The 23,111-nt window shown below is 50.0% G+C and carries 23 protein-coding genes and 2 tRNA genes; 14 read left to right on the top strand and 11 right to left on the bottom strand.

Annotated features, from left to right (window positions below; genetic code table 11):
- Window positions 1-37 precede the first annotated feature (37 nt).
- Window positions 38-652: a YigZ family protein gene (locus A9165_RS07060; protein ID WP_008606550.1), complete on the bottom strand. Its 615-nt coding sequence runs from the start codon at window positions 650-652 to the stop codon at window positions 38-40.
- A gap of 157 nt (window positions 653-809) precedes the next feature.
- Window positions 810-3,299 (bottom strand): S8 family serine peptidase, encoded by a 2,490-nt coding sequence (locus tag A9165_RS17185; protein WP_065955392.1) that lies wholly within the window; start codon window positions 3,297-3,299, stop codon window positions 810-812.
- A 287-nt stretch (window positions 3,300-3,586) separates the two neighbouring features.
- On the opposite strand from A9165_RS17185, the gene A9165_RS07050 reads away from it, so the two are divergent.
- From A9165_RS07050 to A9165_RS07030, 5 genes are all read left to right on the top strand, one after another.
- Window positions 3,587-4,006 carry a curlin subunit CsgB gene (locus tag A9165_RS07050; RefSeq protein WP_083216238.1) on the top strand — a complete coding sequence of 140 codons (420 nt, stop codon included), beginning with the start codon at window positions 3,587-3,589 and terminating at the stop codon, window positions 4,004-4,006.
- 23 nt (window positions 4,007-4,029) lie between these two features.
- On the top strand, window positions 4,030-5,457 hold the full coding sequence (locus tag A9165_RS07045) for a hypothetical protein (RefSeq protein ID WP_008606558.1): 1,428 nt from the start codon (window positions 4,030-4,032) through the stop codon (window positions 5,455-5,457).
- Window positions 5,458-5,529: 72 nt separating this feature from the next.
- Entirely contained in the window at window positions 5,530-5,925 is a 396-nt protein-coding gene (locus A9165_RS07040; RefSeq protein ID WP_238534530.1) for a curli production assembly/transport protein CsgE, read from the top strand.
- Window positions 5,926-5,968: 43 nt separating this feature from the next.
- Complete coding sequence (locus A9165_RS07035; RefSeq protein ID WP_008606562.1) at window positions 5,969-6,325, top strand: curli assembly protein CsgF; 357 nt, start codon at window positions 5,969-5,971, stop codon at window positions 6,323-6,325.
- Between the two features lie 2 nt (window positions 6,326-6,327).
- Window positions 6,328-7,080, top strand: coding sequence for a CsgG/HfaB family protein (locus A9165_RS07030; RefSeq protein WP_008606564.1), 753 nt, complete (start codon window positions 6,328-6,330; stop codon window positions 7,078-7,080).
- Window positions 7,081-7,087: 7 nt separating this feature from the next.
- Here A9165_RS07030 and A9165_RS07025 read toward each other — a convergent pair whose 3' ends face one another.
- The 5 genes from A9165_RS07025 to A9165_RS07005 all read right to left on the bottom strand — a co-directional run bounded on the left by A9165_RS07025 (window position 7,088) and on the right by A9165_RS07005 (window position 11,571).
- A complete protein-coding gene (locus A9165_RS07025) occupies window positions 7,088-7,750 on the bottom strand; it encodes a response regulator transcription factor (protein ID WP_065955391.1) in 663 nt (220 codons plus the stop codon).
- Between the two features lie 149 nt (window positions 7,751-7,899).
- Window positions 7,900-9,291, bottom strand: a complete 1,392-nt coding sequence (locus tag A9165_RS07020; protein ID WP_008606568.1) for a lyase family protein — start codon at window positions 9,289-9,291, stop codon at window positions 7,900-7,902.
- A gap of 1 nt (window position 9,292) precedes the next feature.
- On the bottom strand, window positions 9,293-9,655 hold the full coding sequence (locus A9165_RS07015) for a hypothetical protein (RefSeq protein ID WP_065955390.1): 363 nt from the start codon (window positions 9,653-9,655) through the stop codon (window positions 9,293-9,295).
- 108 nt (window positions 9,656-9,763) lie between these two features.
- Complete coding sequence (locus A9165_RS07010; protein ID WP_008606571.1) at window positions 9,764-10,837, bottom strand: DUF3083 family protein; 1,074 nt, start codon at window positions 10,835-10,837, stop codon at window positions 9,764-9,766.
- Window positions 10,838-10,938: 101 nt separating this feature from the next.
- Complete coding sequence (locus A9165_RS07005; protein WP_008606572.1) at window positions 10,939-11,571, bottom strand: trimeric intracellular cation channel family protein; 633 nt, start codon at window positions 11,569-11,571, stop codon at window positions 10,939-10,941.
- Window positions 11,572-11,762: 191 nt separating this feature from the next.
- On the opposite strand from A9165_RS07005, the gene A9165_RS07000 reads away from it, so the two are divergent.
- Window positions 11,763-12,713: a hypothetical protein gene (locus A9165_RS07000; protein WP_065955389.1), complete on the top strand. Its 951-nt coding sequence runs from the start codon at window positions 11,763-11,765 to the stop codon at window positions 12,711-12,713.
- A 45-nt stretch (window positions 12,714-12,758) separates the two neighbouring features.
- On the opposite strand, the gene leuD is transcribed toward A9165_RS07000, so the two are convergent.
- Genes leuD through leuA form a run of 4 tightly spaced genes read right to left on the bottom strand, consistent with a single transcriptional unit; the run spans window position 12,759 to window position 17,429 of the window.
- A complete protein-coding gene (gene leuD / locus A9165_RS06995; protein ID WP_008984797.1) occupies window positions 12,759-13,361 on the bottom strand; it encodes a 3-isopropylmalate dehydratase small subunit in 603 nt (200 codons plus the stop codon).
- Window positions 13,358-14,770, bottom strand: coding sequence for a 3-isopropylmalate dehydratase large subunit (gene leuC / locus A9165_RS06990; RefSeq protein ID WP_057787000.1), 1,413 nt, complete (start codon window positions 14,768-14,770; stop codon window positions 13,358-13,360). Before leuC ends, leuD begins: the two co-directional genes overlap by 4 nt.
- The gene (gene leuB, locus A9165_RS06985) at window positions 14,770-15,846 is read right to left on the bottom strand and encodes a 3-isopropylmalate dehydrogenase (protein WP_065955388.1); all 1,077 of its coding nucleotides are present in this window, start codon (window positions 15,844-15,846) and stop codon (window positions 14,770-14,772) included. Before leuB ends, leuC begins: the two co-directional genes overlap by 1 nt.
- Complete coding sequence (gene leuA / locus A9165_RS06980) at window positions 15,843-17,429, bottom strand: 2-isopropylmalate synthase (RefSeq protein WP_065955387.1); 1,587 nt, start codon at window positions 17,427-17,429, stop codon at window positions 15,843-15,845. The genes leuB and leuA overlap by 4 nt, the downstream gene beginning before the upstream one ends.
- A gap of 372 nt (window positions 17,430-17,801) precedes the next feature.
- Here leuA and A9165_RS06975 point away from each other — a divergent pair, with 372 nt between their 5' ends.
- The 8 genes from A9165_RS06975 to A9165_RS06945 form a co-directional block, all read left to right on the top strand.
- The gene (locus A9165_RS06975) at window positions 17,802-19,127 is read left to right on the top strand and encodes a hypothetical protein (protein WP_065955386.1); all 1,326 of its coding nucleotides are present in this window, start codon (window positions 17,802-17,804) and stop codon (window positions 19,125-19,127) included.
- Between the two features lie 83 nt (window positions 19,128-19,210).
- Complete coding sequence (locus A9165_RS06970) at window positions 19,211-19,741, top strand: TIGR00645 family protein (protein WP_008606580.1); 531 nt, start codon at window positions 19,211-19,213, stop codon at window positions 19,739-19,741.
- Between the two features lie 63 nt (window positions 19,742-19,804).
- Window positions 19,805-19,891 (top strand) — tRNA-Leu (locus A9165_RS06965).
- Between the two features lie 96 nt (window positions 19,892-19,987).
- A tRNA-Gly gene (locus A9165_RS06960) sits at window positions 19,988-20,063 on the top strand.
- Window positions 20,064-20,499: 436 nt separating this feature from the next.
- The gene (locus tag A9165_RS06955; protein WP_008606581.1) at window positions 20,500-21,639 is read left to right on the top strand and encodes an ImmA/IrrE family metallo-endopeptidase; all 1,140 of its coding nucleotides are present in this window, start codon (window positions 20,500-20,502) and stop codon (window positions 21,637-21,639) included.
- The gene (locus tag A9165_RS06950; RefSeq protein WP_008606582.1) at window positions 21,636-21,947 is read left to right on the top strand and encodes a DUF4411 family protein; all 312 of its coding nucleotides are present in this window, start codon (window positions 21,636-21,638) and stop codon (window positions 21,945-21,947) included. The genes A9165_RS06955 and A9165_RS06950 overlap by 4 nt, the downstream gene beginning before the upstream one ends.
- A gap of 11 nt (window positions 21,948-21,958) precedes the next feature.
- Window positions 21,959-22,114 carry a DUF4411 family protein gene (locus A9165_RS17085; protein ID WP_255365668.1) on the top strand — a complete coding sequence of 52 codons (156 nt, stop codon included), beginning with the start codon at window positions 21,959-21,961 and terminating at the stop codon, window positions 22,112-22,114.
- 509 nt (window positions 22,115-22,623) lie between these two features.
- Window positions 22,624-23,111 (top strand): hypothetical protein (locus A9165_RS06945; RefSeq protein ID WP_218060731.1); only part of this gene is annotated, 488 nt, incomplete at its 3' end.

The following is a 23,111-nucleotide window of genomic DNA, read 5'->3' as shown; positions in this document are numbered from 1 at the left end:
ATTTTGGCGGTTATTATCCATGGAATGACAGGAATTGCTAGTCGGCCAATTCTTTTACCATTATGGCACCGGCACTGATATTTTGCAGTTGCAGGCACAGTGCGTCATGCTGTTCCAGCGGGAGCTGCACTTGCAGCATAACTTGTTGTTGATAATCTGCTGTCAGTAGTTCCGCCTGATACTGTGCCATTAGCTGCCGCACCCGCGCTTCCAGCGCGAAATCAAGCTGCAGTTGTAGCCGGGCTTTTGGGCTGACAGTTTGCAGGTTGGCTTGTTGTGCTGCCTGCGATACTGCTGCGGAATAAGCGCGGACCAGGCCGCCGGCGCCGAGCTTAATACCACCAAAATAGCGTACCACCACCGCCAGACAATTTCCCAGTTCGCGCTCGGTCAGTACATGCAGCATCGGTTTGCCCGCTGTACCACTGGGTTCGCCATCATCACTAAAGGCCTGAGTCTGTGGCTGGCGGGTATTACCAATAATGTAGGCCCAACAGACATGGGCTGCGTCTTTATAGTGTTCGCGGTAATGCTGTAGCCAGTGCAGCGCCTGTTCACGATCGCTTACCGGTTGCAAGAAGGTAATAAACTCGCTGTTTTTCTCCAGCAACCGGTGTTCAACGGCGGTAGCCAGAATACTGTAACGGCTCATTGTAGGCCTGTGTTATCTGAAACCAGGTTGCTATTATAAGATCGAATAGGAGGCGGGATCACTCCCGCCGTCCTCTCACACGTTCGCCGGGCATGGCGCGCCAGATAAAAACCGGCAGTCAGGCTGCCGGTTTGCTTTATGACACTAAGCTTTCGAATCAGAAGTTAACGACTAAATCGCCTGAACATATCTGAGTACCAGCTAAACACAGTTTATAGGTACTGGTTGGCGCCGTTGAGGTAAAGCGGTCGCGGTAACGATCACCTACCACTGTGTCGATTAGCGTACCATCACGATACACATCTACAGCCGCACCAATATCGTTCATCCGTAAATCAACAATAGTTGAGCCTGTTCTGGCGCGGGTAGCACGCAGCAAACTCAGGTTAAAGTTGATGTCAGCAACAGAAACCTGTTGTGAACTGGTACTGGTTAAACCGGTATCATCTGTTACGGTCAGCGATACAGTGTAGTCACCAGCCGCAGCGAAGGTATGGCTTGGGTTTTGCTGTGATGAGGTTGCGCCATCACCAAAACTCCAATCCCAGGCTACGATACTGCTATCTTCATCTGTTGATAAGTCAGTAAAGCTGGCAGTTAAACCGGAGATGCTGTAGCTAAACGCAGCTACCGGTGCAATCGGATCTACCGGGCCATCGTTTAATGCCGACAGATTCAGACGCCAGCTGTTCAGAGTACCGGTATCCAGACTTGCATTATCCGATACGAAAAGCACCCAATCGCCACTCATCTGTTCGCCGTTAAAGCTGCTGATTGGATAGTTACCGATCAGATCCCGTGCGCTGCCCCCGGTGCGGTTATGCAGAACATGCTGGGTGCCCGTTGGTGAGGTTAAGCGAACAAGCAGATCACCACGCCAGGTGTGGGTAATATTCAGGTCCACAGATGCACTGAAAATGGTGCCGTCATCCGGTACTGAAATAACGCTGGTAATACCTGCCGCATTATTATCAGGAATAGCAACAGGTGTATCGTTGATATAGCTGTAATCCTGTAAGAATGCCGGCGTAATATTTAAGCTGGCATTAACAGTACGCTGCAGTTCGCCAGATGAGTCTGTTGCGGTGATCGCCAGATTATAATCACCCCAGGCCGTGGCGGTGTCGGTATTAACTGTGAGCACTACGACATCACCAGGCATAGCACTGTTTGCAGACAGCGTCGCGCCTGACAGAGCAGGAGATGCGTCCAGCGACAGGTTAACGACTTGCATCCAGTCGGCTACGCTGTTGATATCCAGCGTAAAGGTCGCAGTGTCGCCAGCGACAATATTCTGGTTACGTGGCGTAAGTGCCAGGCGGAAGCCCGGAGCCGGATCCGCTTCCTCAAGCGCTCTGGCTAAGTTTAAACGTTTACCAGAGACGGTCTTACCCTCAAGAGCTGGCAGGCTGTCACCCGTCTCCATCAGAATGGCTTTCATTTCTAACGGTGTAATATCCGGGTTGACTGACCACAGCAGGGCTGCAGCACCGGCGACGTGCGGCGATGCCATGGAAGTACCTGAGTATGCCGCATAGCCGTTATTCGGAATGGTCGACAAGATTGCTGAACCCGGCGCACCTAAGTCTACACTGGTTAAACCATAGTTTGATGCGCCACTGGTAAAGACTGACAGGTTGTCGTTACGATCAGTTGAGGCAACTGATACGATAACATCCAGGTCGTATGCGGCAGGGTACATGGGGTTAACATCAGCATCACGACCGGCATTACCTGCCGCGGCGATAAACAGAATACCTGCATCGCCACCTGACTGAATGGCGGCGCGCAATGTTTCAGAGAAACCACCACCACCCCAGGAGTTATTGGTCGCTTTAATATCTACACCATGGTTTAGCTTAAGGTTAGTGTAGTAGTCGATACATTCAATGGCACCAGCGGTTGAGCCGCCCTGAGGTCCAAGGAATGAACATGGCAGTAATGTGACATTCCAGTTTACACCAACAACGCCAATACCATTGTCACCTGCAGCACCGATAGTTCCGGCGACATGAGTACCGTGAGAGTCGGTATCCATTGGATCACGATTTGGATTTAATGATGAATAACCATATGGATGGCCTGGCAGATTGCCTGGGTTGACCCAGCGGTTAGCGATAAGATCCGGATGGTTGTAGTCCATACCAGAGTCGATTACCCCGATAATGACACTATGGTCGCCTGTCGTCGTTTGCCAGGCATCCAGAGCTTTAATATCTGCACCGGCACGGCCACCGGCTTGTCCCGTATTATGTAAACCCCATAAATCACCAAAGCGTGGGTCGTTTGGCGGGGTAACAGCTGCACGGGTACTCTGGACCAGGTAGTTTGGTTCTGCGACCTCAACAGCAGGATTTCGGGCCAGTTGCTTCATAACGAAGTCTTTATTCACGCCTTTCGGAACCCGAACTTTTACGATCCGGCCATCCGCAACGTGTTGAAATGCCAGATCACGACCTTGAGCATCTAATTGACGCAGGCTGGCGCCTGTTCTGCGGATCAGTGTTTCTCGTTGTTGTTTATTAACACCTGGCTTGAACATTACCAGTATTGAGTCATCTGCGGCTGGAGCCTGCTCTTTGGCGAAGGCGCTACCGCTGATTAGCGCAGTACCCACAGCCAGGGCAATGAGAGATTTTTTTATCATAAACGTACCTGTTTTATTTTATAAGTTTGTGAATGGTGCTAACAGATCGCACAAAGGATAAATATCACAAAAGCTTCTGCGCGGGAGAGGATGCGCAATTTATAGGCCGGAAGAGCTAGCTCTGAGGCAGGTGTCCATGCTAATGAAACGATATAAGCCATTGTTTTTTAATGTTAATATTATTTTTCGTGTTAAGGGAAATTTCCGTTAATTAGGCCGTTCTTCCGATTGTCTGTTTGCGTCACTGCATTAGTCTTGGTTAACCAATAGTAAAAAAGGGGGAGGGCATGCAGTTTGTAATTACAAGGTGCTGGCAAGGGCTGCTACTGGTATCGGCTCTCTTAGTGGGCGTCGCTGAGGTTAGTGCAAACGACGCTTCTATCTCGCTAGCACAGTTGTTGGACCGGCATGGTAACAGTAATGCTTTGGTCATTTTACAGCGCGGCACAGTAAACAGTGCTGATGTCACGCAAAGCGGTTTAGCTAATGTTGCTGAGTTACAACAAATCGGCATGTTGAATGAGATTGCATTACAACAAGCCGGGGTGGGGAATCAGGCAAGTGTCCGGCAAGTAGGATTTGGTAATCAGGCCAATCTCGCACAGCTGGGAAATGCTAACGCTATTTCGCTGGAGCAATGGGGGGGGCAAAGTTTCGACCTGACCCAGATTGGCAACGGCATTGAAATATCTATCGTCCAATACTAATTAAATCGAGAAAGGAAGAACCAATGTTTAAGTTCACGTCACGTAAAACACTACTAGCTTTATCTGTCGCCGCTTGTTTATCAGGTCAGGCAGTTGCCAACGATACAGCAATAGTATTGCAAACGAACACTGGTAATCAGGAGAATCTGGTACAACTGGTGCAAACCGGCACTGCCACTTCAGATAACTTTATTATCGCGCAGCAGGTCGGCAGTGGGAATGAGACAGACATTCAGCAGAGCGGCACAGCTAATGAGATCGACACTTACAGCGGTGGTGACGCCAACTCAGTGCTGTTAAAACAAGATGGATCCAGTCATTTAATGCTGGTTGAGGTTGAGGGTAACAATAACCTGGTCGAAGTCAATCAGATGGGCGTCGCTCAAGAAGCAACAGCATTAGTGCAGGGTGATGACAATCAGATCTCTATTGTTCAGGACGGCGGTTTGAACTGGACTCTGGCCGAATTCAGAGGCAACGGCAACAGCTATGAAGCTCTGCAGGACGGTGTGTTCAACGAATCGGCAGTTATCGGTGGCCTGGGCAATGACAACACTGTTGCTATTGAGCAGGACGGTTTTGCCAACGTTGGCGGTATTGTTGGGCTGCGGGGTAACAATAATGATATTGCCATTCAGCAATTTGGTGATGAAAACGTATTTATTGCCCGTACTTTCTCCGGTAACAACAACGAATTAAATATTTTTCAGGATGGTTCTGGCAACGAGTTCCAGATTAATCCGTTAAATGGCAATGATAATGTGGTGTTTGTTGATCAGGTTGGTGCGAACAACCTAATTGAAGCACCGATCGGAATTAGTGGTGATAACAATACCTACGACTTCGTGCAGGCCGGTGACGATAATTACATTTTCTTTGCCAGTGTAGGATCAGGCCACGATCTGATGATTTCACAAACCGGCAATAACAATAATGGCGAGATGATTCTGGTAGGTAGTGCTAACGTTGGTACTATCGAAACAACCGGAGACAACAACTATGCCGGCATCGGCCTGGTTGGTAATGCCAACAATGGTCGAATCAGCCAGAATGGTAGTGATAACTTCGCGCTGCTTGATGTGGCAGGTGATCGTAACCGTTTAAATGTGAATCAAGCTGGTAATGCCAACGAAGTTATTGTCACCGGTGAATCGGTCAACAACAACAATGTTACTGTTAATCAGCGTAACGGCGATCTGAACCTGGTAGACGTGTTACTTGAAGGTAATGGCAATACATTAAATGTATTGCAACGTGGCAGCCAAAACTGGGTTGGCGGTGATAATGCGCCGTCGTTCCGGGTTGCCGGTGATAACGGCACAGTGTTAATTACTCAGCAAGGTAGCGACAACCTGGTACTGGGTGCTCAGGGTGGCGTTGATAATGTGCTGCAAGTGGTACAAATTGGCTCATTCAACACTGCTATTGTGAATCAAAACGCACCAAATTAAATATTCGGGTTGTTTGTTGATCAGATGTTTAATATAGTGCGATAAGATGTTTTGAATGTATAGAACGGAGCGGTGCAAGCCGCTCTGCTAATTATGAGAAATGGATTTTTCGCACTTATTATCCTTATTTGTTGCCTCTCGCCTGCGAAAGCAGAGATTGAGTTGAGCGGCATGGTGCTGGATAGAACGATTTCCCGCTTTGGCAAAGACTTTGTCTTTTACTTCTCTTCCTATTGGCGTGAAGTGCCGTCTACAGACGGCGTTACTATCGTCGTGTACGAGCAAATCTATCCTCAGGCAGGAACCTTTCTTTGGGTTGAGTTGGACCAAAGACGGATCTATCAAAACTATTTTGGTCGCCGGCAAAATGACGTCAAGCAGATGGCTGAGCAAGCGATCTTAATCGCGGTGGATGAATTGGTAAAAATTAAAACAGAGGAGTGGTTCGGTGCTGAATCGACTTTCTAAGCAAGCATGTTTTCTGACTTTGTTAGTGTGCAGCGGGACCTTAATGCCTGTTAGCCAGACGCTGGCGACTGAACTGGTGTACACGCCGATAAATCCCAGCTTTGGTGGTAATCCACTAAATGGCAATTTTTTGCTGCAAAAGGCGCAAAGTCAAAATGCGCATTCCTTACAAAGGCCTGCATTATCGTTTGTCGACAAATTCCGGGAAGCTCTGGAGCGAAATATTATCAACTCGCTGACCAGACGCATTGCAGATGGTGAGCTGGTTGAAGGTGTATACGACACTGGTGAATATCGCATCGAAGTGATTCAGGATACTGACGGCAGTGTCCTGGTCACGATAACCAATCAAAACACTGGTGATACCACCATTATTCGTATTCCCGTTTTACCGAGGTAAGTATGCGTTTTAGCATTGTTTTGTTATTCAGCGTATTGAGTAGTTGCGCTTTTGTACCTAAACCCACCTTAAATCTGACGCCGGCTGAAATCAATCCGACGTCTGCCGCTATGTTGAGCCTCAAATCAGATAAGCAGCCGCGACATCCTATCCCGGTTTCTGTTTATGCGTTTCGCGATCAAACAGGACAGTATAAGCCCCAGGCTAATGTGTCGAGTTTCTCAACGGCGGTGACTCAGGGCGCGACCTCTATGCTGACCCAAACGCTGATTGAGAGTGGCTGGTTTTCCCCGTTAGAGCGGGAAGGATTGCAAAATCTGCTTACAGAAAGGCGGATCTACACTTCAAATAAAGGCGCTCCTGAACTGCCACCGATGAAAGAAGCCCGGTTGTTGCTTGAAGGCGGCATTATTGGTTATGAAACCAATCTAACTACCGGTGGTATCGGTGCTGAATACTTTGGTATTGGTGCCTCAGAACTCTATCGCGAAGACCAGGTTACGGTTTATTTGCGTGCTGTTGATGTGTTCACCGGCCAGGTTTTACTCTCGGTATCAACGACTAAAAAGGTTTTCTCTCAAGAGTTGAGAGCTGGATTATTCCGCTTTGTCTCTCTCAATCGTTTGGTTGAAGCTGAAGCCGGTTATACAACCAACGAGCCGGTGATGTTTTCGGTTAAGCAAGCAATCGAGTTAGCAGTGATGGAATTGGTGGAGCAGGGTGTTGCAAAAGGCTTCTGGCGGCCAGAAGCCTAGTCAAGGCCTAGATATAAGAGGGGGAGCGTGCAGCTGGCACTCCTTGGGCAATCTTAATTAATTCTACTCTGTTGCGGGCTTGGGTTTTGCGCAAAATAGTGGAAACATGAGCTTTCACCGTGTGAGTACTAATGTTGAGTTGGTCGGCAATTTCCTTATTGCGTGCACCCTCAGCAATAAGTTTAGTGATCCGTTTTTCCTGTTTGGTCAGGATCAGAAATTTTTCTGAGCTGAACAACACATCACTGCTTTCCTCCGGCATAAGTGTCTGGTCAACAAAGGCAGAGAGCTCTCCTCTTGAATAGTACAACTGACCTTTCATCATATTACTCAGAGCAGACAAGACTTTATCTAATTGTTCATCACGATAAATTACGCCCCGGATACCAGTTTTCATTGCCAGAGCGCTATTGATAACATCACGCTCGGCATTAAATAAAAAAACAGAGCCGCATTTCCGAACAGACTGTAATAAGGTATTGAAGCTGTTCTTACCCACACTGACATTTTTTAACTGTATACCGATCAATGTGTTTTGCGGCAGCTCCTGCTGTGCCTGGAATTCGGTTGCTGATAACTGCTTTACCGGTATGCCCAGCGATTTCGCCAGCAGCACCAAATTACAGCTGATACTGACATCCGATAAGATTAATAGTTGGTTATAAGGCATCACTGCGTTTTCTCCACTGCCATTCCAGACAAAACTCCCTGTGGACTTTGTATATCAAATTGTGAATAAGTTATCAATTTATATTTCAGATATGTATGTGACATATGGAGCTGATGGGTGAGCCATGGTTAGTATCAGCGCTACTGTGGTCAGGGCGATTGATTGGTAATAGTTGTAGCAGTGGCCAGATGCGCTGGATCCAACAAGTTGGCCAACTCCTCCCGATCGATCCCGGTTTGCTCGGCGGCGACATCCAGAATAGGCCGCTGTTGTTGATAGGCTTGCTTGGCAATACGCGCTGCCTGTTCATAGCCGATGCGGCTGTTAAGTGCCGTAACCAGGATCGGGTTTTGCGCCAGACTGGCAGCAATATGTCGCTCGTTGACGGTAAAGCCGGCGATGGCCTGTGTAGCCAGTGCGTCACAACTGCCGCTGAGTAAAGCTATGGCTTGCAGTAAGTTATCGGCCACCAACGGCAACATCACGTTAAGTTCAAAGTTGCCGGATTGGGCAGCGATGCTAATCGCTGTATCACAGCCAAATACCTGAGCACAGGCCATAGCAACGGCTTCCGGAATAACCGGGTTCACTTTGCCGGGCATAATGGACGAGCCTGGCTGCAACGCCGGCAGGCTGATTTCCGCTAAACCCGCTAAGGGGCCGGAATTCATCCAGCGCAGGTCGTTAGCGATCTTTAGTAAGGCGGCCGCCAGCGTTTTCAGGCAACCCGATAACGCCAGGGCGCTATCCTGCGAGCTGAGGTTAAAGAAAAAATCCGGGCTGACGCTTAACTTGAGACCGGTTTGCTTACTGAGCTGTTGGGCGAACCTCGCCGCAAACTGGGGGGGGGCGTTAATGCCGGTTCCTACCGCGGTGCCGCCCTGCGCCAGTTGGCTTAATAGCGGTATCTGCTGCTGTAATTGTTGTGCGGCATGTTGCAACTGACTGTGCCAGCCACCCAGTACCTGCGCGAAGGTCACGGGCATCGCATCCATTAAATGGGTGCGACCGGTTTTAACAATATGGCCGACAGTGGCAGATTTTTCGCTGATCGTCTGCTGCAAGCCCTGAATCGCCGGTAGTAACTGCTGCTGTAACGCCAGCAAGCAGCTGAGCTGGATCGCGGTTGGTATCGTATCGTTGCTGCTTTGCCCCAGATTTACCTGATCATTAGGGTGTATTTTGGCACCGCTGAGCTGGCTGGCCAAGGTCGCCAGCACCTCATTCACATTCATATTGCTGCTGGTACCCGAGCCGGTTTGTAGCACCGGCACCGGAAATTGACTTAAGTCGGTGTCGTGCAGTAGTTGCTCTGCTGCCTGACTGATTGCCTGGGCCTGCGGCGCGGTCAGTAAGCCAAGTTCGGCATTGGTGAGGGCTGCGGCTTTTTTAATCTGCAGTAAGGCTTTGATAAAACCCACTGGCATTGGCTTGCGGCTAATCTGAAAGTTTTGTACGGCACGCTGAGTTTGTGCCTGATACAAGGCTTGCGCAGGTACTTGCAGCTCTCCCATCGAATCATGCTCAATCCGAAAACTCATGTTACACCCCCTGATAAAAAATCTGGTTTAAACTGGCTTGTAGTGCCAGTTGCCGGCTTTTGCCGTCGTGCTGTTGTTGATAAAACCGGTTTAACGCCAGCAATAACAGGTACAGCTGATCCAAGCACGGTTGTTGTGCGGCAGGATTGCCTTTATGCCGCATAGCGGCTTGAGCCAGATTAAACAGGCCCTGGCGTAGACACCATTCCTGCAATAACGGGTTAGCATTGAACGCCAGCTGACTGGCCAGGCGGCAACTACAGGCAACATAGTCCGATACCAGACGGCCATATTGTTGTTTTGCATCAAAGGGTTTAAACAACTGGTACTCCAGGCGCGACCAGCTTGACCACAGGTTTTGCATATTCCGATAGTTCTTGCTTGTGATTAAATGATAATAGTTATCATTAACCAAAAGTCAAGCTATCGATAATCAACAACGGCAGACCAGCTGCCGTTGCGATGCCGGGGATTAGGCCGCAGGCAGGATATAACTGATATGTTGATAAAAACGTACAATCAGATCCTGGCGCTCTGCCGGAATCTCCAGTTGCCGGGCGAAGCTGCGTAGCGCGTCTTCGACCTGGTTCATAAAGCGGCCATAGCCAAACTCGGTGTTGTCGTCTTTATCGGCCACAATAATAAAGTGTGCGCTCTCAACCAGCTTATCAGCCTGCCAGAAGGTGAGCAGCTGGGGCTCAGTACAATCCGGGTTAAAACTGATTTTCTGCAGCTCGCGGTTCTGCTCGATTTGGTCCCACTTGCTGCTGCGCACTACCGGTGTCAGACCATTGGCAACGATGGCCAGCCGGTCCAGCTTTTTACCGGCACAGGCTTCGACAAAGCGTTGTTGCAGCTGCTGATACAGCGGGCTAAAGTCGGTTGCTCCCGCTGCAAGCCACTGCTGTTTTAGCTGCCGGGTAAGGGGCAGGGTAACAGTGACGTAAGTCAACTCGCTGTGTTCGTCCGGTAGTGCACAGTGCCGGGCTTTGTAGCGTGGGTAGAGGCCGCGCAGTTTATAGCCATAACTTTCTTTATGACCTTTAGTTTTTGCAAACAGATCATAAGACAGCTGCTGATGGTCGCGCAGTTTCAGTGCCGGCTTACCAGGTAACTGTTGCTGCCAGGCCTGCAGACACTGTACTACTTTGCTGTGAAATGCTGCAGCCTGGGATCGCAGCTCTTCGCCGGTGGCCAGAAATACCACCCGGATCTTGCGTGCCTGATAATCAGGCTGGCTGAAGATACCCTGACCTTCATGGTATTTAGGGTTATAGAAAAACAGGATCTGCTTTTCGGTTTGTAAGGTATAGGCCTCCTGATGGAAACGGACCACCGGCAGTTTGTCATTGGCAATTAATTGCACATTGCGCAAATCATATTGCGGCAGTAGCGCAAACAGCTGTTGGGCTAACTGCTGATAGCAGGCTTCATGACTGCTGAACTGCTGGTAGAACGCGGCGTCGGGCTTAAATTCTGCCAGTAAATACTGATTAGAACGGGCTGTGGTACTGATATAAACACGATGCGGATTGTGGCTGGCCATAGTAGCTCTCCTTAACCATTAACTGCGGCTAAGTGTAGCGAAAAGGGCCGGCCGGATTGTTGCGGTAGATTAAAGTATCGGCCGCCATTTTAGTGCTCTGTTCAGGGTTCGTTCAGCTCCTGATGATGCTTGCCGAATACCGGAATGGTAATGTGCCAGCGGATCGCCGCCAGCCGCAACAATAATAAGCCCAGCATACCGGCCAGCATGGCATACAGCTGCGGTACCGCCAGTGCCAGTAGCGAGGTATAGATAATGCCGCCGAAAATACAGGTTACTGCATAGAGCTCGCCGCGAAACACCATCGGTACTTCGCGGCACAGCACATCGCGGATCATGCCGCCACAGACGCCACTCATGGTGCCGAGCATAATGGCCACCATGCTGGAGGTACCATGATCCAGCGCCTTCTGGGTACCCATAATCACAAAGAACGCCAAACCAAAGGCATCGGCAATTTGCAGGGTATTATTGGGAATGGTCAGCCGGTTACGTACCAGCAGGATAGTGCCAATAGCGGCAACAAAGATGGCATAAAAATAGGTATTATTATTTATCCAGATCACCGGCACATCCAGGATCAGGTCGCGCAGGGTACCGCCGCCGATGGCGGTAACACTGGCCAGCACGATCACGCCAAAGCCATCCATATGGTTACGCCAGGCCGCCAGGGTGCCGGAAATGGCAAACACCGCTATCCCCAGTAAATCAAACCATAAAAAATATTCCGGCATCTTCTGTATTCCATGGCGAACTTCGGTCAATTGTAACAGTCTGCTGTTAGAGCGTGCTGACGTTTGCTGCTTGTTTTTGCAGCAAACGTCAACACGCCTTAACTACACCTTAAAATAACACTGTCAAAACTTTATTGCGACGATAAGGCTATGGTAGTCTGCACAATTTCGCGGAAGATGTTGTAGAACTGATGAAAAAAACACTGATTATTTCGCTCGGCGCGCTGCTGATGGCAACCGCGGGGTTTTACTATGGCAATTATAAAGCTGAGCGCTTGATCGCCGGCCAGATTGAATTGATTAACAGCTCCTATGCCGAGATGGCGAGTCAGGGGCTGATGCCGGCAGTACAGCTAAATTACAGCAAAATCCGCGCGAACTACTGGCGCGATCATTACCGCTTAAGTGGCTTACAGCTGCAAATCGCCGGTGTGGGTACCGTGGCTGAAATTGGCCGCTTAAGTATCCGCGGTTTTAAACCCGGCAAGTTGTCGCAGCAGGGTGAATTACGGATCCAGCAATTGCAGCTGAGTAACCTGCTACAGCAGATGCTGCCGCCGGAAGTCGGAAAATTATTGGCTGCATCGCCGCTATGGCTGGATTACCGGTATCAGTACCAACCAACGCAGGATCTGTTGACCTTGCAGCAGCAACTGCGGGTTGGCGATGCGATGCGGTTAGAGCTGCAACTGCAACTGACAGCGGTACAGGCGTTATGGCAGTTAGGCAGTGAGCTGGCGGCGATGGATCTGGAACAGCAGCAGGCTTATCAGCAGGGTAAGCAGCAGCCGAGAGTGCAGCAGGCGCTGGCGGCGCTGCAATTGGTCAGTGGTGAACTGACGCTGGAAAATAACGGCTATTTGCAGCAACTGCAGCCCGTGCTGTTAGCACAGCCGGCTACGGCGCAGCTGGCAGAGCTAAAGCCACAACTGGAAGTCTATGTGCAAAGCACAGAGTTGGTGACCGAGCGCATTCGCGAGAATCTGCTGCTGTTTTTGCATGAACCACAGCGCCTGAAGCTGAGCTTTAATTTGCAACGGCCGCTGACCTGGCAGCAGCTGCAAAGCGGTGAGTTGGCAGAGGAGTTGACCACCCCCGAACAGTGGGTGGCCTTTACCGGCTTACTGGTCGAAGCGAATTAAGCGCTAAAGCCAACGTGCGTTGGCTTCGTATTATGGTGGCTTACCTTAACCCAGCCAAGGCAAGTTAGCCCGTCGCTGCGCTTCGAAGGCGGCGATCTGGGGATTTAACTGCTCGCTGGAGCCGATAAAATCCAGCCCGGAGAGTAAGCGCTGTTTAATATCCGGGTCGATATTAAAGCCCATCGCTGCGTTATTGCCGAACAGGATCTCCTGACTTGCCAGATCGATCTGCCACTGCTGCGGCCCCTGGGCACAGCGGTTAAACAACAGCTCGATATTGGTTTTGCTTAAGGTAATTAATAACATGCCGTTATTTACGCTGTTATTGAAAAAAATATCGGCAAAACTTTCGGCAATAATCACATTAAAGCCATACTGCTGCAGCGCCCAGGGCGCATGCTCGCGGCTGGAGCCACAGCCGAAGTTGGCGCGGGTTAATAAAATTGACGCGCCCTGATATTGCGGATAATTCAGCACAAACTCCGGGTTAGCAGCGCCATCAGCCAGATAACGCCAGTCATAAAACAGCGCTTCAGCAAAGCCATCGCGGCTCACCGAGGTTAAAAACTGCTTGGGAATAATCTGGTCGGTATCGACGTTATTTTTATCCAGCGGACACACCAGGCCTTGTTTAAAAATCTGGCTCATTGGGCGGCTCCTTCTAAACGGGCGACATTAACAAACTTACCGGCGATGGCGGCAGCGGCAGCCATGGCTGGGCTAACTAAGTGCGTACGGGCACCACGGCCCTGACGGCCCTCAAAGTTACGGTTACTGGTGGAAGCGCAGCGCTGACCGGCGGCGACTTGATCGTCATTCATACCCAGACACATTGAGCAGCCCGGTTCCCGCCATTCAAAGCCCGCTTGTTTAAAGATCTCGGCCAGACCTTCCTGCTCGGCCTGCCGCTTGACCACGCCGGAGCCCGGTACTACCAAGGCCCGCACGCCGGGCGCGACCTTGCGATCCCGCACGACGCTGGCGGCGGCACGTAAGTCTTCAATCCGGCTATTGGTGCAGCTACCGATAAAGACCACATCAACAGCACAGTCGGTCAGTTTCTGGCCGGCGCTTAAGCCCATATATTGCAGGGCGCGTTCCGCAGCCTGACGCTTGGTGTCGTCGCTAAAGCTTTCCGGTGCCGGGATCGGCTCATCAACGGCAATCACCTGCTCAGGGTTAGTGCCCCAGGTAATTTGCGGGCTGATGCTGCTGGCATCCAGGCTGATAGTTTTATCAAATACGGCATCGGCATCAGAATGCAGGCTCTGCCAATAGCTAACGGCAGCGTCCCAATGCTCAGCCTGTGGCGCATGGGCTTTGCCTTTTAAATAGGCAAAGGTAGTGTCATCCGGGGCAATTAAACCGGCTTTGGCACCCATTTCAATACTCATATTGCACAGTGTCATCCGGCCTTCCATACTCATGCCGCGAATGGCGCTACCGCAAAACTCGGCGACATAGCCATTACCGCCAGCCGTACCTAATTTGCCAATTACCGCCAGGATCACATCTTTAGGCGTAACATGGGCCGGCAGTTCACCACTAATTTCCACTTTCAGGGTTTTCGCTTGCTGCTGTGGCAGGGTTTGGGTGGCCAGCACGTGTTCAACTTCCGAGGTACCGATACCAAAAGCCAGAGCGCCGAAAGCACCATGCGTCGAGGTATGCGAATCACCACAGACAATAATCATCCCCGGCTGGGTTAAGCCTTGCTCCGGGCCAATCACATGCACTATGCCCTGATCGGGGTGGGTCAGATCCAGCAGTGGAATACGGTGCTCATCACAGTTGGCGGCCAGGGCTTCTAATTGCTTGCGCGAGGTTTCACCGGCCGCATCCAGGCTGCGGCGTTGAGTAGAAACATTATGGTCCATGGTAGCAAAGGTCAGATCCGGGCGGCGCACGGCGCGGCCAGCCAGTTTTAAGCCGGAGAACGCCTGCGGTGACGTCACTTCATGAATTAAATGCCGGTCGACAAATAATAAGTCGGTGCTGGCGTTTAATTTGCCAACCACATGGCTGTGGTAAATTTTCTGATACAGGGTCTGGCCCATCAGTATGTCTCCTGCTGTAAGGTGGCGACAATGGCCGCGCCAACGGCGGCGGTGCCATAAGTAGATTTCGGGTCGATATCACGGGTGACGATATGCTGCTCTAAACACTGCTGCACTGCGCGCTCAATTGCCTGGGCTGCGGCTTCTTCGCCAAAGCTGTAACGCAGCATAAGGGCGGCACTTAATATTTGCGCAATAGGGTTGGCGATACCCTGGTCGGCGATATCCGGCGCACTGCCACCGGCGGGTTCGTACAAGCCAAAGCCGCTGCCATTTAAACTGGCTGACGGTAGCAAGCCCAATGAACCGGCGATGGCGGCAATTTCATCAGATAAAATATCGCCGAACAGGTTGTCGCACAGCATCACGTCGAACTGCTGTGGGCTGCGGATCAGCTGCATCGCTGCATTGTCGATGTACATATGCTCGAGCGTGACATCCGGGTAGTTTTTGGCCACCTGTTCCACGGTTTCGCGCCATAAAATACTGGTTTGCAGTACATTGGCTTTATCAATAGAGGTGACTTTTTTGCCGCGCTTTTGCGCCGCCTGAAAGGCTACTTCGGCAATGCGGGTCACTTCTGCCACGCTATAGCGCTGGGTATCAAAGGCAGTGTCGCCGCTACGACCCTTTTCGCCAAAATAAATGCCGCCGGTTAATTCGCGGATACACAGCACATCCATGCCTTTGCTGCTGACCCTTGGGTGCAGTGGCGATAAGTCGGCAAAGGCCGGATAAATTTGCCCCGGACGCATATTGCAGAATAAGTCGAAGGTTTTACGCAGTGGCAGCAAAGAGCCACGCTCAGGTTGCATATCCGGTGCCAGGCCAGTCCACTTCGGACCACCGACGGAACCAAACAAAATGGCATCGCTGGCTTTACACAGAGCCAGCGTGTCCGGCGGCAGTGGTACGCCGGTGGCATCCAGGGCGGCGCCGCCAATCAGCGCTTCGGTTAACGTTAATTGGAACTGAAATTTATCCGCCACTACTTGCAGTACCTTAATCGCCTCGGCCATGACCTCCGGGCCGATACCGTCACCGGGCAATACCGCGATCTTGTAATGCTTACTCATATTTCACCTGCTGCTTGTTTAATTTGGGATTCGTTCGCTTTGGCCTGTTTATGGGCGTCGATGGTTTGGGCGCGTTGGATCATATTCAGTACATGCACATAGGCCAGCACTGAGGCGCGGACGATATCGGTGGCCAAACCGGCACCGTGGAAGCGTCGCCCTTCATGTTCGGCAATAATATCGACCTGACCCAGGGCGTCTTCGCCGCTGCCTTTCGCCGACAGGTTAAAATCGACCATCCGGATCTGTAATTTGCTAATGCGCTGTACCGCCTGAAACGCGGCTTCGACCGGGCCATTGCCGGTGGCGGCTTCGATAAAGATCTTGCCGCCGCAACTTAAGCCTACTGTGGCGCTGGCGACATGGCCGGTATGGGTCGAGGAGCTTAAAAACTCCAGCTTGTAGAACTCGTCCTGCTCCTGCAGGTTCTGGAAAAACACCAGAGCTTCTAAATCGTAATCAAACACCCGGCCTTTCTGATCAGCCAGTGCGACAAAGCTGCTGTACACCGCTTCCAGATCGTAGTCGTCTTTGGTGTAACCCAGCTCAGCTAAGCGGTGCTGAATAACATGACGGCCCGAGCGTGAGGTCAGGTTTAATTCGTTCTGGCGGATACCGACCTGTTCAGGTGAGATAATTTCGTAGGTGCTTTGCGCTTTTAACACGCCATCCTGGTGAATACCCGAGCTGTGGGCAAAGGCATTTTCGCCAACGATGGCTTTGTTTGGCTGGATGGGCATATTGCAGATCTGGCTGACCAGATGGCTGCTGCGGTAAATCTCGGTGGTTTTAATGTCGGTATACAGCGGCGCTAAAATATCCTTGCGGGTATTGATAATCATCGCCACTTCTTCCAGCGAGCAGTTACCAGCACGCTCACCAATACCATTGACGGTACATTCAATTTGCCGCGCGCCGGCCTGAATGGCGCTGATACTGTTCGCCACCGCCAGCCCCAGGTCATTATGACAATGCACACTTAGGCGCGCCTTATCAATATTTGGCACCTTAGATCGCAGCGCATGAATAATGGCGGCAAACTCATTGGGAATGGTATAGCCGACCGTATCCGGAATATTAATGGTGGTGGCGCCGGCGGCAATGGCCCGCTCGACTATCCAGCATAAATCATCAATCGGGGTGCGGCCGGCATCTTCGCAGGAGAACTCAATATCATCGGTATAGCGGCTGGCCAGTTTAATGGCGGCGACCGCCTGATCTGAGGCTTCGGCCAGGGTTTTGCGCAGCTTGTACTGCAAATGCAGCGGGGAGGTGGCTATAAAGGTATGAATCCGGCGGCGTTCCGCATCTTTTAACGCAGCGCCACAGGCTTCAATATCGGCTGCCACTGCCCGCGCCAGGCCGCAAATAATCGGGCCTTTTACTTCGCGCGCGATACGTTGTACCGAATCAAAATCACCGGGGCTGGACACCGGGAAGCCCACTTCCATCACATCGACATTTAAGCGGGCAATGGCATGCGCCAGCTGGATTTTTTGCTTCTGGCTTAAACTGGCACGCAGTGCCTGCTCGCCATCACGCAGGGTGGTATCGAAGATCCAGATTTTGTTATCAGCACTCATTACGCAATCCTATGTTATCAAATCGTGGCGTACTGCTTGCCGGGATAAAAACAAAAAACCCCGGCCTTGGGCACGGGGTTTTAGGTTTATCGGTAAGGTTTTTTCACCAATAAGCACGGCCCCGCGCAGCGCAGAGGAGCACGAGGAGGAGGCTATTGAAACGCACTAATACCGAAGAAATCATTTACTGCCTTTAAAGTCGAAGTTGCAGAACGCCATTAGTAATACCATGGTTATTTTTTATCTGCAACAGTATAGATGGCTAAATGGATAAATTTTTGCAGAAACTTTAGTCGCATAAGGCAACGCATATTGCGTAACCTTTGACTCACCGCTAGATTAGCCGACATTCTTCCCATTGCAGGATTGCGAATGAAAACCCTATTTAAACCTTTAACGGCGCTGCTGTGCAGTAGCTTGTTACTAACCGCTTGTGGCAAGCCAGCAGAACCGGTGCAGAGCGAGCCCGCCGCAGCGATCAGTGTCGCCGTGTTGGATGAAGCTGCCGAGCACTATGTGAAACTGGTGCTGGCACTCGGCCAATATGATGGTAACTATGTGGATGCCTATTATGGCCCGGCTGAATGGGCCGAGGCAGTAAAACAGCAGCCGCAGCCCCTGCCAGAGCTACTTGCTGAAGCTCAGTTGCTGCGCGATGCGTTACAGGCGCATAGCGAAACGGATGCGATGTTAAAGTTGCGGCTGCATTATTTACAGCGGCAGCTAACGGCGCTGATTAGCCATGCCGATACGCTACAAAACGGCACTGCGGCCAGCTTTGAACAACAAGCTAGCGAACTCTACGATACCCAACCACCGCAGCAGGACCTTAGCAGCTTTGCCCCTGTGCTGGCTGAGCTGGAGCAACTAGTACCTGGCGAGGGCAGCCTGACCGAGCGGGTAGTAGCCTATCGCAAAAATTTTGTTATTCCGGCGGATAAATTACAGCTGGTGTTTGAACGGGCGATCGCGGAATGCCGCGACCGGACCTTACAGCGCATCAGCTTGCCGGCGCAGGAGAATTTTACGCTGGAGTTTGTGACCGACAAACCCTGGAGCGGTTATAACTGGTATCAGGGCAAGGCTTATAGTCTGATCCAGATTAATACCGAGCGGCCGATTGATATCTCCCGCGCTGTCGATCTGGGCTGTCACGAGGGCTACCCCGGCCATCACACCTATAATGCGCTACTGGAAACCGAGCTAAAACAACAGCGTAACTGGGTGGAGTTTAGTGTTTATGCGCTATTCAGCCCGCAGTCGTTAATCGCGGAAGGCACCGCCAACTATGGTATTGATATCGCCTTTCCCGGTGAGCAAAAACTGGCGTTTGAACGCGACGTACTTTACCCGTTAGCCGGGCTGGATCCATCGCAGGCCGCCAGCTACGACCGCTTTTTAAAACTGATGGCACGCCTTAGTTATGCCGGTAATGAAATCGCCCGTTTATTGCTAAATGGCGAGATTGACGAAGAACAATTTGTTGCGCTGCAACAGCAATATTTGTTGCAAAGTGAGGCCGAAGCGCGGCAGCGGCTACGTTTTGTCAGAAGTTACGGCGCCTATGTGATTAACTATAACTGGGGCAAAGATCTGGTAAAACAGTATGTCGAGCAGGCAAGCAGCGAAGATGAGCGTTGGCAGCGTTTTATTAGCTTATTATCGACGCCGAAACTGCCATCTTCATTAGCCTGGTAACAGAGTAAAAACGCGGCCGCGTCAGGCTTGAAGCTACGCGGCGCGCCCCCATTATTGAGCAAGATATTTTAACAGGAATTGTTATGGAACGTTATTTTGAACGTTTAATGTATGCCACGCGCTGGATTATGGCGCCAATTTACCTTGGCTTAAGCTTGTGCTTGCTGGCGCTGGGTATTAAATTTTTCCAGGAAGTGTTTCACTTTATTCCGCTGATTTTTAGTATGAAAGAAGTGGAACTGATCCTGATTACGTTAAGCCTGATCGATATCGCCCTGGTTGGCGGCCTGATTGTGATGGTGATGTTTTCCGGCTATGAGAACTTTGTCTCGCGTTTAGACTTACATGGTCACGACGATAAGTTGGGCTGGCTGGGTAAGCTCGACTCTAATTCCCTGAAAAATAAGGTCGCGGCCTCTATTGTTGCCATCTCGTCGATTCACCTGTTGAAGGTGTTTATGAATACTGAGCAAATTGAGAATGACAAGATTATGTGGTACCTGTTAATCCATATTACCTTTGTCATCTCTGCTTTTGCGATGGGTTACCTGGATAAAATCTTACGCGATAAACCAGACCCGAAAATTGTTGTGCCTGATCACACACAGAAATAACTTGCATATCGGCGCAGCCTTAATTAAGATGCGCGCCGTTCTGTCGGTGCCCACGCACAGTATGCCCGGGTGGTGAAATCGGTAGACACAAGGGATTTAAAATCCCTCGGGGGAAACCCCGTGCCGGTTCAAGTCCGGCCCCGGGCACCATTTAAAGCTGCTGATTCTAAATAGATTTTTAATCAGGCAGCGCTAAGAACCACAGGCAATACCAGATTGCGATGTGCGAAAGAAGTGCAACACAATGCGAGTTTAGCTCAGCTGGTAGAGCGCGACCTTGCCAAGGTCGAGGTCACGAGTTCGAACCTCGTAACTCGCTCCAAACTCCGAAAAAGCCGCTTTGAAAGCGGCTTTTTGCGTTCTTACGTCTAAGCCGCACCGCGCCCCGTCTCCGGTATGCTGGCGTACCGGAGACGCCATCTGCGATTTAAAAAAGTACGCCTATCCAGACGCCTGTTGCTACTCAGTCTGAAACATCCGCGCATTTTGGCAGACAGCCAGTAATATTCTGAAATTATACTTTGCGGACTCGCATGGATGCAGGCAAAGTCTTAACAAGACTTATACAACTGCTATAAAGGTTGACTATGAGGTGCCTGGTCAAGATTTCCTTTATGGTGTCAAAACTGAGATGATGGCAATAATGTATCCTAGCCTGACATATACTTGGAATGCTGATTAATTGAGCATAGCGCCGGAAGTTACAGCAGTTTATAATTTTGGGGCGGTTTGAGCATTTTGCTTGAAAGGTGGAATTAATGAATAACGCAAAAATCAACAAAGCTATGCTGACATGGGCGCGCGAGCGTTCCGGCTATGCTTTGCCTGAATTTGCGCGCAAATTGAATGTGACTGAAGAAAAAGTCAGTGAATGGGAAGCTGGCGAGCGGGATATTACCTTCGTGCAGGCAATGACGTTTGCCAATAAAGCTCATGTGCCTTTTGGTTTCCTGTTTTTAAGCCAGCCTCCTGTTGAAAATCTACCGATCCCTGATTTACGCACTGTGGATTCCGCAGAGTTAAAGCGTCCAAGTACTGAGCTGATGGATTTACTCAAGAATATGCTGGAATGTCAGGACTGGTACCGCGACTATGCCCGTAATCAGCTGCTAGAGCCTATCAGTATTGTCGGGAGCTTCCGAATTGAAGATGGGGTGGCAGCTGTTGTGGCAGATATGCGCAATAAGCTTAACATTCCACCTCACCCAAAGCGGGGTTCTTGGGACGACTACTACCGCGATTTAGTAGAGCGAATCGAAGCGCTTGGTATTTTGGTGATGAGGCAATCTAGTCTTGGACATCACAGCAGACCTTTTAGTGTCGATGAATTCCGTGGTTTTGCGATGTGTGATGAGTTTGCGCCAATTATCTTCGTCAATCATGCTGATGCACCCGGTGCCCGATTGTTTACCCTTATCCATGAGCTATGCCATATCTGGATAGGGCAAACCGGCCTTTCTGATGGCGATGCTAACAGTCATCGCGCGGAAGAGCGTTTTTGTAACGCGGTGGCAGCTGAGTTACTCGTTCCTACTGATGAATTCCGGGCGCGTTGGCACATCGACGTTGATAACTGGCAACAAAACCTACCTGAGTTAGAAGCGCATTTTCATGTTAGCCCCTTGGCCTTGGCGCGGAAAGCATTAACGCTGGCATTGATTAGCCAGGGTGAATACGGAGCCTTCATTAAGGCGCAAAGAGAAGCATTTAAAGAGCGCGAAGCTAGCGGTAGTAGCCCAGGCTATTTTAAAACCAAAAAGGCGCAAATTAGTCAGCTGTTTTCTAAGGCCGTTGTCAGTGAAGCGTTGAATGGTAAGTTGTTGTTGCGTGATGCTGCTTGGCTGCTTGGAATGAAACCAGCCAACGTGACTAAATTCGCGCAGGAGCTTGGGTTTTGATTTATCTGCTGGATGCAAACACCTATATCGAAGCTAAAAACAGCTACTACAGCATGGATTTTTGCCCCGCCTATTGGTCTTGGTTAGATCACCAATTTGCGGCCGGTATAGCGGGTAGTATTGATATGATTGGTCGAGAGCTGAAAGAGGGTAATGACGAGTTAGCGGAATGGGTTGAAGCCCGTAAAGGCCAGTTTATTGCTAACGATGATGATGCCACCCAAACGGCTTTTGTGCAAATCATTGAGTATGTGATGGCGCAAAACTTTAACCCTGCTAATCGAGATCAAAAGCGGACCCTTGGTTAATTGCTAAAGCGATGTCGAGCGGCGCTATAGTTGTAACGCATGAAAGTTTGGTTAGTGACGCGACGAAGAAAGTTAAGGTACCTAATATCTGTAAACAGTTCGGTGTTCAATGTATTAATACGTTTGAATTCCTGCGGCAGACAAAAGCCAAGTTTGGCTTGATTTGAATGTGTAACAACTTAATTGCGTTAGATATTCGGTAAATCCAAATTCCGAAAAAGCCGCTTTTAATAGCGGCTTTTTTGCTTTCTTACGTCTAAGCCGCACCGCGTCCCGTCTCCGGTATGCTGGCGTACCGGAGACGCGATCTGCGATTTAAAAAAGTACGCCTATCCAGACGCCTGTTACGACTTAACCTTATACACGGGCTTATTTTTGTCGGAAAATCTGTAATGTGCTGAAAATTATACTTTGCAGACTTGTTCGATTGCTGGCAAAGTTTTAACAAAATTTATGCTGGTTGGCTAAAGGTTGGTTATGGCTCAATTTCAAGTTGCAGAGTCCTTTTGTGAATAACATGAACTGCTTATTAACCATTTTTTAGTAGCGAACTCCGGCATGTTGATATTCACATGTTCATAAGCATAGTCAAAATCTCGCCTGTTGGGCATTTGCGATTAATGATTATTGAGAATAATTCAACATTCTAAAAATCCAGGCTAAGGAGATAAGTTATATGCCCGCAATTTGGGAAATGGTTAAGGAAGCGGCTTTGAGTATTGGACGAGAGGCTACCTACTCTGAAATAAAGCAGCACGTAAGATCTGTGTATGGTGAGATAAATGAGTCATCATTAACGTGCTCAATCATATCCTCTTCAGTGAATCATCCATCGCGTATTCACTACCAAGAAAATAAGAGGCCCAGGGTTTGCTTAGGGGAGCATGACTTTTTGTTTAATACCGGGCGAGGCCGTGTAGCACTCTATAACCCATCTATTCACGGCACGTGGGAGATTTATATCAAGGAGGAGGGCCTTTACGGTGTGAGGGTTGTTGAGGGTAATGAAGATTCTGAAATTCAATTAGTAAGTGACGCTTCAGTTGAGAGCTCACTTTTCGCTTTAGAGAGCCATTTGCGTGACTATTTGGCAAAGAACCTACCAAAGTTGAATGTATTTGATTCAAAGCTGTCTATCTACCCTGAGGTATCCCCAGAAATTTT

This window comes from Alishewanella sp. HH-ZS (assembly GCF_001704375.1).
Taxonomy (GTDB): domain Bacteria; phylum Pseudomonadota; class Gammaproteobacteria; order Enterobacterales; family Alteromonadaceae; genus Alishewanella; species Alishewanella aestuarii.
Note: the sequence above shows the minus strand (reverse complement) of the source record. Positions and strands in the feature narration are given on the sequence as shown.